8 protein-coding genes are annotated in these 14,029 nt (G+C 62.9%); 3 read left to right on the top strand and 5 right to left on the bottom strand.

The window, feature by feature from the left end:
• Positions 1 to 61 precede the first annotated feature (61 nt).
• Entirely contained in the window at positions 62 to 1,003 is a 942-nt protein-coding gene (locus tag V5O46_RS24035) for a DUF5655 domain-containing protein (protein WP_332886752.1), read from the bottom strand.
• 451 nt (positions 1,004 to 1,454) lie between these two features.
• On the opposite strand from V5O46_RS24035, the gene V5O46_RS24040 reads away from it, so the two are divergent.
• The 3 genes from V5O46_RS24040 to V5O46_RS24050 all read left to right on the top strand — a co-directional run bounded on the left by V5O46_RS24040 (position 1,455) and on the right by V5O46_RS24050 (position 5,357).
• Complete coding sequence (locus tag V5O46_RS24040; RefSeq protein ID WP_332886753.1) at positions 1,455 to 1,838, top strand: hypothetical protein; 384 nt, start codon at positions 1,455 to 1,457, stop codon at positions 1,836 to 1,838.
• Between the two features lie 88 nt (positions 1,839 to 1,926).
• Positions 1,927 to 3,384, top strand: coding sequence for an ATP-binding protein (locus tag V5O46_RS24045; protein ID WP_332886754.1), 1,458 nt, complete (start codon positions 1,927 to 1,929; stop codon positions 3,382 to 3,384).
• Positions 3,381 to 5,357, top strand: coding sequence for a Druantia anti-phage system protein DruA (locus V5O46_RS24050; protein ID WP_332886755.1), 1,977 nt, complete (start codon positions 3,381 to 3,383; stop codon positions 5,355 to 5,357). Before V5O46_RS24045 ends, V5O46_RS24050 begins: the two co-directional genes overlap by 4 nt.
• A gap of 237 nt (positions 5,358 to 5,594) precedes the next feature.
• On the opposite strand, the gene V5O46_RS24055 is transcribed toward V5O46_RS24050, so the two are convergent.
• The 4 genes from V5O46_RS24055 to V5O46_RS24070 all read right to left on the bottom strand — a co-directional run bounded on the left by V5O46_RS24055 (position 5,595) and on the right by V5O46_RS24070 (position 13,994).
• Positions 5,595 to 6,788 carry a hypothetical protein gene (locus V5O46_RS24055; protein ID WP_332886756.1) on the bottom strand — a complete coding sequence of 398 codons (1,194 nt, stop codon included), beginning with the start codon at positions 6,786 to 6,788 and terminating at the stop codon, positions 5,595 to 5,597.
• The gene (locus V5O46_RS24060) at positions 6,785 to 7,351 is read right to left on the bottom strand and encodes a DUF4365 domain-containing protein (protein WP_332886757.1); all 567 of its coding nucleotides are present in this window, start codon (positions 7,349 to 7,351) and stop codon (positions 6,785 to 6,787) included. Before V5O46_RS24060 ends, V5O46_RS24055 begins: the two co-directional genes overlap by 4 nt.
• Positions 7,352 to 7,497: 146 nt before the next feature.
• Complete coding sequence (locus V5O46_RS24065; RefSeq protein WP_332886758.1) at positions 7,498 to 13,065, bottom strand: DEAD/DEAH box helicase; 5,568 nt, start codon at positions 13,063 to 13,065, stop codon at positions 7,498 to 7,500.
• Positions 13,062 to 13,994, bottom strand: coding sequence for a hypothetical protein (locus V5O46_RS24070; protein ID WP_332886759.1), 933 nt, complete (start codon positions 13,992 to 13,994; stop codon positions 13,062 to 13,064). Before V5O46_RS24070 ends, V5O46_RS24065 begins: the two co-directional genes overlap by 4 nt.
• Between the last annotated feature and the right edge of the window lie 35 nt (positions 13,995 to 14,029).

Here is a 14,029-nt window from a genome sequence, read left to right on the forward strand (position 1 = left end):
CACGCGAACGGGGGCCGGTGCGCACCCCAGCTTTGATGCACACCGGCCCCGCACATCTGGGTCAGCGGCCTTCGACGCTTCGCCGGACGAGGTCGCTGGCTCTCGACAAGTCCTCGTGTGACCGGATCCGCAGTTCCAGAGGGCCGGTCCCTAGACAGCCGATCTTGCGTACGTCACGGGCGAAGCCCTCGACCAACTCGACGGTGTCTGGATCGACCGCAAGCCGGACCACGAGGGTGTGGCTGCGCGGCTGGAAGCGGATGGTCGCAACGTTCTTGATCCGTCGGTACGCGACGTAATGCAGTTGGAACTCCTTCTGCACATCTGCCTGTGAGATCAGCATGGCGTCGAGGTCGGCGTACAGGTCCCGCAGAGACTGAGGCGACTCGTCGTAGAACTGCCGGACCGACTTGACCGTCGAGCCGCCACCTCCTGAACCCACCGAAGACGCACTCGTGGTCGCGGGCGTGCTGGAAGTCCGGGACGGTGCCGCGGAGCCGGTCACCGAGGCGACCAGTTGCAGAGCCAGCAGGCCCCCGCCGAAGTCCCGGTAGCTGACAAGATCGATTCGGCGGCCGATCTCCTCCAGCGCGTTCGTGTCGTGCGACGTGAAATCCCCGGCGATGCACACCAGCCGCGGATTGCTCCAGTCGACCGCGCCAGCCGCGTCGTCGCCCAGCCGCTCCTTCACCAGACTCTCGAACTCATGTCGGTGATCGCGCAGCCACGACAGGTATGACAGTGCCTGAGTGATCACCGCCTTGCCATTCGAACGCTTGTATTCGATGATCACCGGGTTGCTGCTCTCGTCCAGGCCGAGGGAGTCGATCCGCCCACGGTGCCGCGAACCGGTGCCGTACTCGGACGCCAGGAACCGGATCCCGAGCATCGCTTCCATGTTCTGCTCGATCAACGTCTGCAGGTGGCGCTCCAGCGCCACCGCCGCTCCCGGGATCTCGGCCGCATGGCCGGCAGCGACCCGGAAGAGCTTCAGGTCGTTCACCGGCTCCACCCCTTCCCTTCGCGGTCGGCATCCTGAACAGGCCAATCGATCGGCTCCGGCATGTATTCCAGGAGGGCCCCAACCGCGCTGGTGCGCCGGTCGGTCCCGGGTGGTCATCTCCGCGGCGTCCCGGGCGGCCTTCCAATCGATGATGGGGAGTGCAGTCGCTCATGGCGTGGGAATCGCGCCCTTCAACCCAGCCAGGGCGGCGTCGTATGCACAGCTTGTGCTCCGGGGAGAAGCAGCGGCGGGTCGGTCTCGGCGCCGAGTCCTCAGACTCGGCGATCGGGCCGTTCGTGCTGATCATCTCAGGCAGGGAACCTGGCCCTCCCGGAAAGGGCAGCCCGGATACCGGGTGTCTCACCACAGATTCACAGGGGGGAGCGGAGGCGTGAGCTAGCGACTGCCGGGCCTGGCGCACACGTCTTGTTTCTTCAGCGATGATGCTCACATGGCCACCATCCAGTCCGCAGCCGAGATCGCACCGCTCCTGGAGCGACTCAAGGGGAAGAAGATCGCCACGCTCCAGGTGCTTGGCATCAACTCGCTGAAGACCGTTTCACCGCTTCCAGAAGCCCTCGTCGGGGAGGCGGTGACAGAGGTGGACGTCGTTGAGCGCATCATCAACATGCACACGGCCGGCCACCGCATCTCGTTCGATCTGCAGCGTACGGGGCGGGTCGTAACCCTCGAGTCTGCTGAGCCCTACGTGCATGCTGCCGGGGGCAGCCGCCCTACCGTCCGCCTCCTCATGGCTGACGGCTCAGGCGTGGACCTGACCGAACCGGCCAAGACGAAGCGGATCACGGTCACGATTGTGAGCAGGTCTGACTGACCTTGCCGCACCGAATGACCTGCTTTCCAGGCGGCCTCGATGCAGCTACTCTCGACGCAGGTATCTGAGCAAGTCATCGGGAGAAGCGATGGGCCGGCAGACGCAACGTAAGGACGACCTCCTGGTCTCCTCCAACTTCATCCGCGCAGTCCGGGAGTCGGGCTACGTCAGCCTCTCGACCGCCCTCGCAGAACTCATCGACAACTCGCTCCAGGCGGCAGCGACGAAGGTCGCGGTCACGGTCACGAGGCCCAAACCAGCTGGCCTTCCGGAGATCCGTGTGGAGGACGACGGCGAAGGCATGTCGCGCTCCCGGCTCGAGGCATGCCTCCGCTTCGGCGGCTCGTCACGCTTCGACGAAAGGCAGTCGTTCGGCCGGTTCGGCATGGGGCTGCCTGCCGCGTCCCTCAGCCAGGCGCGGCGAGTAGAGGTGACCTCATGGCAGAACGGTCAGGTGGCCAACCGGGTCTGCTTGGACGTTGACGCCATCGCGGCCGGGACCCCGGTTGATCTTCGGGCTCGCCGTCAGCCCGGCGTCACGACGGGGTCGGGCTGCCTGGTGACCTGGCAGCACTGTGACCGTATCGAGTACCAGCGCCTCGCCTGGCTCGAGCGTGCGCTGCGGCGGGACCTTGGACGCATCTACCGCCGCTTCCTCAGCAACGGGGACCTCACGTTGACCCTCAATGGGAAGCGGGTCGACCCGGTCGATCCCATGCTTCTCACGGCGAAGGTCGAGGGGTACAGCGCAGGCTTGGCGTTCGAGCCGCTTCGCTACGAACTGGCAGCGTCGTCGGGCAGGACGGCCTTCGTTACTGTCCGGTTCGCGATGCTGCCGGTGCAGCACTGGCATCACCTGGATAATGCGACCAAGCGGCGCAGCGGCATCGTAGGCGGAGCTGGCGTCTCCATCCTCCGCGCCGGTCGCGAGATCGCGACCGGCTGGCACCTTATGGGGGCGAAGCGCAAAGAGAACTACGACGACTGGTGGCGCTGCGAGATCGAGTTTGATCCCGTCCTCGACGAGCACTTTGGTATCACCATCAACAAGCAGGGAATCCGGCCTTCCCAGGTACTCCAGGAGGCCCTCGGGTCAGAGTTGGAGGCGATCGCCCGGCTTTTGAACTCACGTGTCCGCCAGGCTTTCGAGGAGGTCAAGTTTCAAGCGGCCACGGAGGCGTCATGCCGGGTAGCGGCGGCCGCGGATGTCGATCTACCTGTCATCCCTACGGCGGGTAGGGGATCAGGCGCCCTGAGTTACCGGATTGGATCCGAGCAACTCTCGATCGATAAGATGTTCGCCTCTTCTCTGAAGCGGCGCACGCTCGATGTCACGTTGAACGTTGACCACCCTGCCTTCGCAGCGTTGTACCGCCCGCTCCAGAAGTTGGGTGATGAGGCGGCAGGAGAACTCCGGACTGCCCTCGAACTGTTCCTCCTGTCCTTCGCCCGCACCACAACACTCCTCAGCCGCGACGGCCACAACTGCGACGATCTCCTGCGCATGTGGAGCAGGACCTACGGACGGATGCTCCAAAAGTCATGAAAGAAGAGGCCAAGCTCGTCCCTCTCAGCCTTCCGGCCGATGCCTCCCGCGGGGAACGGCAAGGGTTCGCCCGGCTCTGCACCCAGCTTGCGAGCACGCCGGTGGGGGCTGAAGCCGTAGGCGACCACGAGCGGTGGATGAAGGCAGCCAAGATCAACAACCTGTACGACCAGCCTCTGCTCGCGGCAGCTGCTCACGTCGCCATCGATCTTGTGGATCAAGGCTGGACGGTCCGAGTGGACAGGTCTAAGGCCGTCTTTACTCCCCCTTCGGTCCACGGCGACCGCAAGGTGGAGAAGGCCCGGATCCGGCGTCAGGAGCACCTCCGCCGTGACGAACAGCTCAGAAAGAGCAGCGTTCGACGGTTCGTCGAGGGAATGGAGCGCACGCACCAGCACGGCGACCGATTGGTCTCCGTCTTCAACCTGATGCGTGACGGCCGCGAGCTGGCTGACGCGTTTCAGCGCGCCGGCGCGTCTGCGGATGTCATTAAGCCCTACGTTCAGATCGTCGACTCATCGACTTGTGAGCTGACCGGATTCAAACTTCACGACATCTGGCGTTACTTCCGCCACACATGGTCCAACGCCTACGCGACCGTGCCTGGCCGTTCGATGCCGATCCTGGTCCGGGACGCAGCCACCGAGTTTCACGCGGTGATCGGGTTGGCGGCCATCTCCAGCCCCGTCGTCCAGATTGCCGAGCGTGACCGCTGGATGGGCTGGGAGACGGATCAGTTCCTCGAGCAGGTGCAAGCTGAGCCCACTGCTGATATTGCTGGCTGGCTGGCTCAGCGGATCGAGGGCCAGCAGCGCGAGATCTACGTTGACGATCTCCTTCGTGACGGGATTCTCCAACCGACCGACCTGGCAGCGCCCACGCCTGAGGTCATCGCTCGGTTGCGGGCCGATGCCGATCGGCATCGGCAGAGGCACCACCAGGCAAGCACGATCCGTGCGGTCCGCAACATCGACCGCGAAGCGTGGGTGGAGCGCGCCGAAACTGACCTATTTCGGAGCAAGCGTTCGTCAGCGCTCGCAGAAGCCCTAGAGATCGCCAGCCTGCTTGGAGGCTATCTCTCCCCGCCCACGATGGAAGGACTCACCAAGGCCTTCTCGGATCCTAAGGCCCGTTCGCAGATGCGCCGAGTGGTGCGTCGCGCACGTGGAGAGAGGGTCGGTACTGTCATCGCCGACCTCACCGTCTGCGGCGCCGTGGCGCCCTACAGCGCGCTAGCGGCGGGGAAGCTAGTGGGGGCTCTTGCCGTCTCGCCCCAGGTTCTGTCCGCTTACCGCGAGAAGTATGCACGCCCGAGCGACATCGCGTCGGCGATGGCCGGCCGCCCGATCCTGCGTGAGCCCCGGCTCTCCTTCGTCGGAACCACGTCGCTCTACGGCACCGGTTCAAGTCAGTACAACCGACTGTTTTGGCCTGCTGACGTCATGGGCGGTGAGAGCGACATCCGTATGGGCTTTCACGAGCTTGGACGGTCACGGTCCTTCGGGACCTCTCACTTCTCCGATGAGACAGTCGACGCCCTGGTTCGAGCCTCGACGTTGAGCGGCTCGCTCGTTCGGGTCAACAGTCTCTTCGGCGAGGGTGTCAGCCCCCGACTACGTAAGGTCCGAGTGGGGCTGGCAGCTCTTGGCTGGCCCGCCAACGAGCTTCTCAAGCACGGACGGGAGCGCATCCTCTACGGGGTTCCTTTGGTCGAGAACCTGCGGGACTACTCGCTCGGCGTCGACCAGGAGCCGAGGTACCTGTTGAATCCCGAACTGACCGAGGCGGACGCCAAGGTCTCCGAGTGGTGGCTTGAGCGCTGGTGCCGACGGCGGGCCACACAGGAGCATGTTCTTGAGTCCATGCGCTCGCATCGGTTGGTCCGTCCAGTGGAGCACGGTGCCCGCGTACCGCTGCCTGTAGGAGAGGGAATGCCGGCGCCCGGCGAGGAAATGTTCCCTATCTCCGATTAAGAGACCGTTACCACCTACTCCAGACGTCGGCGCCGGCCAGCGCGCTGCTTGGGAGGCCTTCCGGCACGATGACTACCGACGGGGCGTGACCGGTCTCGTACTCAAGCGCGGATGCTTGAGCACAGAAGTCGTCATGCGATCGCTTGTGCCCGCGGGCTGTGTGTCAGGCTGTGCTACCCCGGGTTCCGGGATCACAGCCCGCGGGGGACGGACGCTGGTGCTTGGAATACTCTTGCTTCATGCCTCGCCCAAGTCGGGTTTTGACGATCCTGAGACGTGCTGCAGGAAGCTCGAGTCGACTTCGATATCGCCCGTCAGACGCCATGCGCGACGTTCGTATGAGAGGTCTCCGGTCACCGTAAAGGGCAGTTGGCGCTTGTATGCCATTATTGCCCAGCCGTGATTCTCGCCAGCTAGCGGAACCTGGACTCGCAGAGTTTTGCCACTTACCTCCGCCGCTACGGTGATGATTGCTGATTCGTCGTTGCTGGATGCCGCATCATCCCGCGTGAGTGATTTGACGAGTCCGACCAACGTCTCCCGTCGTGTGGGCTCTTCCCTTCGTACGAGCCGCTCCCGGACTCGCGGGAGCCCATCAATCACATCGCGGTCCAGCACAATGGTTGCTAGTCCCACATCTGGCCTACGTTCAGCTGCTGCCCATTGGAAAGACAAGTCCAGCGAACGAAGGTGTTCGGGCTGCGACATATCTTCGAGTGACTCGACCAGCCCTGCACTTAGCCCTAGCCCGCTTGGAAATTCGAGGGCATCCTGGTCCCAGGATTGCGTCAGGCGCTTTGTGGTCTCAAGTCCTCTGGCTAGGGTTTCCATGACCCGCCGAGGGAAGGCAATAGTTGGCCGCTCGGGGCTGCCGATAGCCTGAGCGTTAGGGTCTCCCAGGCGTGTTACGACAGTGAACACAAAACTGCCACGCTTCGTGTGCCCGAGGCGTACGTCTTCATCCAGGAATTCGCCTACTGCCGCTGGCCGGCGTCCCTTATGCGAGTGATGGGGGTCAGCGGTTGTGGTTGCTGCTGCCCTCATCATCTTGTAGATGGCTTGCAGCGTCCTTTCGGCTTGTTGGAAGGGGATTGTGCCGTCAATCATGCCTTGATCGATACGAACGAAAAAGAGGTCCGCACGTGTGGCGATGACGTGTTCCAGTAGCTGACCTGCCTCCCAGTCATGAATGTGCCCGAGTGACTCGAGCGCGTCCACGAAGCGTGGCATGAAATCTGCGAAGTCCGTAGCAAGCGGGATCATGACACGTGGCGCGGTGGACAAGTGACCCGAGCCATAGCGCCAGACCTGACGAACATCGGGCTGTTGATGTTCCAGTTCCCAGTCATGAGAAGCCAGGAACTGGGAGACAGCAAGAGGAGTCAACGCAGATGCAATATCGCGGTAACTGTCGAGTATGGATCGGTTCACCGCGAACCCTCCTCTGCATCGCCGATCGTCTTCATTATGCCCAAAAGCTGCTCGCCCGTGAACAGGTTGCGACGTGGCAAATGTACCGTGTGGTACTCCTTGATCGGGCCGTCGTATCTCAGGTTATCGGCAGATTCCCAGAACATGCGGCTTCGCGTGAACAAGCCCCATTCATCGGTTCGTAGCCATGGCTCTGGTTCGCGTGGGATAAGGAGTACACCGAGATAGGCTGAGATGTACCGTTTCCTGCGTGTCAATTTCCGAAACGGCTTTGCCTTCATGCGCCAGGTCATGCTGTCATCTTTGAGCAGACTTTCTTGGTAGGTGCACTTCAGTTGGAGCTCGAACTGCGGACCGTAGTAACCGCGGTACTCCGTCGATGAAACGATCGTAATGTCAACGCCCTCATAGTCGGTCTCATGAGGTTTTATCGAGCATCCGGCGGCGTAGGCGATCATTCGCGTAAACGACACGCTGAAATGTTCCTGTAGTGCCGTGATCGGCACTTGCCCCTCTGCGAGGTCATCCTCACCCATGGCCTCTTCGAGGTCATCTGCCGGCATACATCCCCCTCCTGGTATCGCAGCCAGCGGTCAAAGTCACCCTAAAGTCTATTCTTTTCCGTTCATGGGCTACGTCACACGAACGACGGTTGCGGATGGCGACGACAGGACCGCCACCAACGCCTCGGCGCCGATGGCGGTCCAGATCAGCTCAGCGCCTGCAGTACCTGCTGGCTGGCGAACGGGAGATTGCGAGAGATTACCATGTCGTCGATCAGACGGACCAGTACGTTGCCGGACTGCATTGCCGTACGTAGACCGTCAGTTGGCGCCAGATCAGGGCTTAGCGGGCCGTGCACGCCCAGGATCCACTGCTGGTCGCCATGCCTTGCCAGGATCGGCGCGGTGATCGTTCCAACTCCCTCAACGTCGATCTTGGCCCCTCGGGCGAAGGAAATGTCGTCGAGCGCTCGGCTGTTGAGGTCCTCGTAGAGCTTGTCAGCCGATCGTTCGAGTCGCTCCTCGTCCAGACTCGGCGGGGTTCCGTGGATCAGGTAGCGCAGCAGACTGGCACCGACGTGCCGGTCAAGGAGGTTGTGCTCGAATCGGTTACGGAAGCTGCGTAGACAGCGGTAACAGGACTCGTCGCAGTTCGCCGGGCATTCTTCGAGTCGCTCCAGCGTCAGTTCAAGGATTTCCATTCCGTAGTCGTTGACCCGTCGAGCGAAGCCAGCACCACCTGCGAGCGTGTCATACACATAGATCTCGGCCTCAAGGCCTTCTTTACCGAGGGGAGTCAGCGCAGGACGGTACTCTGCCTGTAGTTCCGTCGCCTCGATATCGAGCTTTTGGGTCGCGGCGATCGTCAGCGCCTCAGCGACCGTACGGAGCGCAACGTGTGTCGACAGCAGAGCTGGCCTCAACGTGATCGGCGAGGCCACCTTCAAGCGAACCAGAAGCACATCCGAAATAAAGTCAGTTCCCAGCACCAGACCCCGTGTTGAGCCTGTGCCGGGACAGTCAGGGGCCTTTTCGTCGGGGTAAGGCTTCTTGTGCGTACCGACGACTACCCCAGTCGCAGTCGCAGTCGGCTCGATAAGCCCGCAGCGCGTGCAGTAGGTGTATCCCTCGTTGCGTGGGCCGGTGTTGGTGACGAGCAGGGTTTCGCGGCGGTACGTCTGTGCCAAGCGATCGGTGACACGCTGCCAGGCAGTCTCCTCGGTCGGACCGGGCGCCATGAGTTTGGCGCGCGTGGCGTAACTGCGGGCCGGCGCGTCGTCTGGGCTTGTGCCCGGCGCCTTATCGGCCGGGTGCGCAAAGCCTGGCGGCCGCATCCAGTTCTTCGCCTTGCCGAACTTGCCCTCGGCACCGCAGGCTGGACAGTCACGCTCTTTCCCACGCTCTGCCGGGTCGTGAGGGAAGTGCTTGGCGTAGTGGCATACCTGGCACTCGAAGTACAGCAGCTTGTCCCGCCAGGCCTGGAAGCGTTCCTCTTGGACCGGTGCGTAGATGGCACCGGAGGTCCACTCCTTGTTATCAACCCACACCACTTTGCCAGGTGCGTACTGGCTGAGGGCCGCCGGGAGCCCTTGACTGGGCGCATAGTGGAACTCGGCCTTGAACGGTGTTGACCGATCAAGATCGAAGACGTGGAAGGCCACGACATCCGTCGGGAACGCGTAGCGCGGTAGCACCCCCTTGTACAGCAGCCGATCAAGCAGGTTCGTCTGGCTCCGCCGGGCGCTCGGCTCCTCGGCGCCGTCTTCAGCGGGGCCCTCTGCCTCCACCTCATCGGGCTCCGGTGAGGCATCTCCCTCGGAAGCAGCTGGCAGACTCCCGTCGAGATCCAGGTCAAGGGCCTTATCGATCTCACGGAGTGTGTTCGTGACGACACCGCTCAGAACGGCCTCGCGGTCCGCCTCACTCAGTTCATAAGGAAGCCACGACGCAATCTCCTCACGCAGCGCATGCTCCTCGGACCTCAGCCACTCTTCCAAGTCGGTCCGATTCAGGGGGGATGCTGTCCCTACGAATGCTTCCACAGTGCCGAGGACTTCGAAGAGCTGCGGCTGCTCGTCGGGCTCGATTGCTGGCAGCCGATCCTGGTGATAGCGCTGTAGCAGGTAGGCGATGACATGGCGACGCGCGATTTCGTCATTATTCATCGTCAGTACTGGGTCGTCGACTTCGCCGCGGATCATGAGCGCTGGCTGACGGAAGTAGTGGTCGTCATGTGTGTCGGCGCTTCCGAAGGCCAGTACGGTGGCGACAGCGTTGCCCCTACGCCCCGCCCGCCCTGCACGCTGCTGGTAGTTGGCACGTGATGGGGGCATGTTGCGCAGCGCGACGCCGGTCAGGCTGCCGATGTCGATGCCGACTTCCATCGTGGTCGTGCAGGACAGAACGTCGATGGCGGCGCGTGACTGCTCGCCTTGGCGGGTCAAGCCGAGGTCGACGTCCTGGAACAGCAACTCGTGTTCTTCCGCCTTGGAGAATACGGCGTCGGACTGGGCGGCATTGAGCTGTGCCGTGTGCTCGGCGGCGATGATGCTCAAGGGTGGCTCGGGCGGGTCACTCAAAGCCCTGGCCGCACTGGCCCGGTAGTAGCCCTTCCGTGCTTGGAAGATCGGATCCTTGTCGGGATCTAGCGTGCGAACGCGATCGTGCCCGCAGTTGACGCACCGGGTTGTTCCGGGAAAGTGCCGCTGCGTGAAGCGGCAGCGCTCACAATATCCCCACATGCCGCCGAGTTCCAGGGCAACGTGCTGGGCCAGCAACCGAAACTTGCCGGCCACGGGTTCGCAGAAATTTGTGAGGAGTTTCTGCAGCCAGTCGTCCGCGAACTTCTTCTTTGCTGTCTTTGAACCGAGCCAACGCTCGATCGCTTGGAACTTACCCGTGTGCGGCTTGACGCCGCCCTTTGTCCTCCACCAGTCACCTTCGGTCATCGACGGGAACCAGATGCCTCGGGTTGGAGTGTTCCATTGCGCCAGCCACAACCGAACGAGCGCGAGTTTGGTGTCGGCGTTGCTTGCGACCCCGTCGATGTCTGGCAGTTCCGTCAACAACGTATCGGTGAGGTTCACCCGTTCACGGAGGGATGCAAGGCCCAGGGACGACAACCCGTAGTACTTGTCCGTTAGCGTCGCGTACATCGCCCTCAGCAGCGACTGTGGCGGATTGGCGGTGGTGAGCAGTGGGAACAACTCCGGTACATTGCCCGAGAGCGCACCCTTGTCGATTGCCTTCGCGACCGTGTCCAAGACGTTGAGGGTCTCCATGGGGCGAAGTTCCGGCCGCAGCCGCACCGACAGCACTCGCGCTCCGACCATGACGGCCACGTACAGGCGCTCCAAGCTGAGCGACGGCGCCAGGAACGGTTGATTCGCCAGTTCCTGCCATCCGCGCAAGATCAGCGGCCGAATGGCATCGCGCATCGAGTAGCTCTGAAGGTTGGGCGCAAGCCGCGCAGCAACCTGCCGGGAGTCGGAGAAGGCGAGCACCTTGCGACCGCGTAGCGGCGCAAATTCGGTGTACGGCTGGGCACCCGGCGGTTGGACCTCGAGCTGACGTGTCACCAAGGCTTGGAACGGCTGGTCACCCTTCGTCTGGTGATCCTGCACCGAGGAACGACCGAATCCGGCGAGTTGCCCGCAGACACCGCATGGTTTGAACTCTCCGTTCGCCTCCGCCTCGCCATCACTGCCCTCGTCGTCACCCTTGACGACCTCTCCCCTTCGAAGCCGAGGAATGAAGACACTGCGGATGCGGGCACCGAGTTCTTCTGGATTGAGCCGGCCGGTAACGAGATCGATGTCGGCGGGCTCGACATCGCCATCGGAGGGGTCCTCAAGTAGAAGATCGAGTGCCTCGAGTTCGGGGATGGAACCCGATGCAGACTCGAACGATCCCCCCGGCTCATGCCATAGGTACGATGGCTCGATTACGTCGTCGGTATAGGTCCGTGCATAGGCGGAGCCGCAGTGCCTGCAGGTGAACAGTTCGAAGACTCGGGCACCACAGCCACAGGTTGCCCGCGGCTGGGCGTAAAGCTTGCCAACCGGCCCCGGCTCCGGGTGCACTTCCCGGTCAACCTCTGGACAATCGGGGTCGAGGCACGCCCACAGGCCGGGCAGCCCACGAAAGAATGCATGTACACGACATGGCAGCAGACCCGCGTCATCGGCCGATCGTCGTGCCGCACTACCGAGTGCTACCAGGGAAGATACGGCCCTATCGGCAAGCTCCGTCTCAACAGTCGGGAAAATGAGCGCGCCCAACTCACTCACCGGTTGTGCCCGCTGCATCGTCTCGTTGACGAGCAGATTCATCGGGCCGAATCCGCTGAGAGCATTGTGCAGCAGTTCACCGACCGCGACGCCCTCTTTCACGGCGACTTTTCGATAGTCCAGGAGCCCCTGAACAGCGGCGATGCGGGCCTCGTCTTCTTCACCCTCGTAGAAGTCGCGCATCGGTACGGCAGCGAGAGTTTGAGCGTCCTGGAGGCTCCCCGGCCCAGCGAGTTCTCGGAGAGCGAGACGACCTTCTACCGTCTTGAAGTCGGACTCGGACTTGCCGCTCAACTGCGCAGCGAACCGACGCGCGTACTCAGGGCTCGCGAAGCTCGCGCTCGTACAGATCACCTGCAGCCGTTCGGGCGTGATCCCAAGCCTTGCGCGAAGCCGGCGCAGCAGGAGAGCAACCTCGGCGCCGGCCGCGCCGCGGTAGAGATGGGCCTCATCGATGACCAGGAGGAACTTCTCGTCAGGGTTGTTCGCCAACCAGGCCCGCGTCGCATCGAACACCGGCCGTTCAAGCGGGCGCATCAACATGTACTCAAGCATTGAGTAGTTCGTGATCAAGACATCCGGAGGTGCGTCGAGCACCTCGTGGCGCGTCAGGAGTTCGGGGTCGTTGGGCTGAAGCACGGCACGGACGAACTCGCCATCCTTGTTCTTCCAACGGGAGCCACTTTCGCCGTACCAGGCCTTCAGGTTTGGCTTGGCCGGCCACTTGCCACGTGATCGCAGCTTGTCGATAAGAGCTGCCGCCTCGCCGTGCCCCTGCGACGAAGGGTCGTCTGCCCGGTTGATGAGGTGAACGTAGAAGTCCTCGATCGAGCGAAGCCGTGCCTGGTCCTTCTCGACCTTCCGTACGCCCGGGTACAGGGTTCGGCTGGTGTAACGGGCGAAGCGTGCTGGGCGATCGGCCCACGCGCTGAACTGGGCCGTGACGCGCGGATCGCCGAGCAGGAGCCGAAGACGACCCAACTGGTCATTCACCAGCGCGTTCATCGGATAGAGGATCAAGGACCGCACAGCCGGAGCGGCGAAGGAGTCGGGCCTGTTCGCCGCCTCTGCTGCGAGCTTCGCCAGCATCGGCAGGAGGAACGACTCGGTCTTTCCTGAGCCGGTACCTGTGGTGACCGCAAGGCTAAGGCCGTCACGAGTCGTCCACTCAAGTGCCTCGGCCTGGTGGGTATAGGGCGGGTCGTACAGCAGTGGTTTCAGGTCACCAACGTGTGTTGTCAAGCTGCCGAAGAGCGCATGGACAGGTGCAGCGAGTTCGAGATCACCAAAACTTCGGTTCGTCTGATAGCGGGGGGTGCTCTCGATGAAGGGCGCTCGGAACAGCACGCCCTCTTGTTCGAGCAGCACACGACGCTGATCGATCACGGTGGGATGCCCCACGTGATAGGTCGCCTCGATGTAGTCCCGAAGGGCCGCCTGAATCTTGGTGACCGTCTCCGCGATCGTTGGCGCTTCCACTGTCACGCCACCCCTCCCTCTTCTCTGACGTGCATCCACAGCATGTCAGTGACGAACGCCGACATCTCGCCGATCACCGAGATCGGTACGCGATACGACATCAATGCGCCTCTCGTCCGTGAGACAGGGGTTCCCACGAGCTCGAAGTAGCGCTGAGCCCAGCCGGGCACAGGCCCGAACAGGTCCAACACTCGGCTCCCGGGCGCCCCTGCAGTGGGCCGGACGTGCATCACCTGCGGGTTTCCGATCACGGCATCGATGGCTGCCTGGAAGCGCCACGCTTCGTCGTACGCCGGCGCGTCAGAGGCCTCAACCGGCAGATCCACAAGTGCTCGAGGCGCGCCACGCTCGATCCGTACTAGGCACCACAGGTCTGCACCGTAGGCCTGGGGCCGGCGAGCAACGAAGTCGCCGGAGTCGACGTCCGAGGGTGGTCGCCAGCGGCCGCGGTAGTAGTGAACTGACGCCCCAGGATCGATGATTGTTAGACCGCTGACATGGCCAGATTCTGCAGCCTGGTCCAGGCGCTGACGCATCGCAACGACGACAGCGGCTGCGCGATCCGCGCTCGGGTGTTTGAGCCAGTGCTCACGCCGGATCTCACGCAGGCCGGCGGCACGCAATCGGATAGGACCCACCTCGGGGTCCAGCTCTACGGACCGTGTATGGCCCTCGTACAGCACCTCCGTGTCCACAGACTCATCCACGAGCGGGGAGGCGTTGGGGCGTACGCCGAGCAAGAGGTACTGCCCGGGAGCCTTCGCCACGTACGAGGGAGGAGCCAGGTAGAGCTGGCGACTGCCACGATCCTCCTGGCGAGGGAGTTCGACCAGGTCACCAATCGACACCAAGAGATCCAACTGTTCCGCCACCTGGCCGCGAGTAACCAAGCAGGACTCGTCGAGCGGGCTAATGGCTTCAAGGACGGCTTCCACGAGTCGACGTGGCGTCGCCGGACACAGGAACGAGG

It is taken from the genome of Streptomyces poriticola (assembly GCF_036689765.1).
Lineage (GTDB): Bacteria > Actinomycetota > Actinomycetes > Streptomycetales > Streptomycetaceae > Streptomyces > Streptomyces poriticola.